Below are 257 nucleotides of genomic sequence, written 5' to 3' on the forward strand. Positions count from 1 at the left end.
TGTCGGCTGCCGGTTCCGGTGTTCACAACCCCGGCGCATCTCAGGCCTCTTCAACTCCGGCAAGTTGGAACAAGAACCAGATCAAGAATCAGATCAACAGCCAGATCAAGGTCAACGGCAAGGTCAAAAACTGTGATGAAGAGCCCGGCGCCTCCGGCGGGGGCTCTTGGCTCCCTCGGGGAACTGGCGCGGTTCCATAGGGTGGTCGGGTCAGGGCCCTGCGGCGGCGGTTTGTGAGGTGGTGCGGTTCGTTCCCC

At 61.9% G+C, this 257-nt stretch carries 1 protein-coding gene; it reads left to right on the forward strand.

The genetic code is table 11. The features are described 5' to 3' along the window. Positions 1 to 200 (forward strand): hypothetical protein (locus tag IZR01_RS52000; RefSeq protein ID WP_228561499.1); only part of this gene is annotated, 200 nt, incomplete at its 5' end. Positions 201 to 257 lie beyond the last annotated feature (57 nt).

This window comes from Catenulispora pinisilvae, assembly GCF_015356865.1.
GTDB lineage: Bacteria > Actinomycetota > Actinomycetes > Streptomycetales > Catenulisporaceae > Catenulispora > Catenulispora pinisilvae.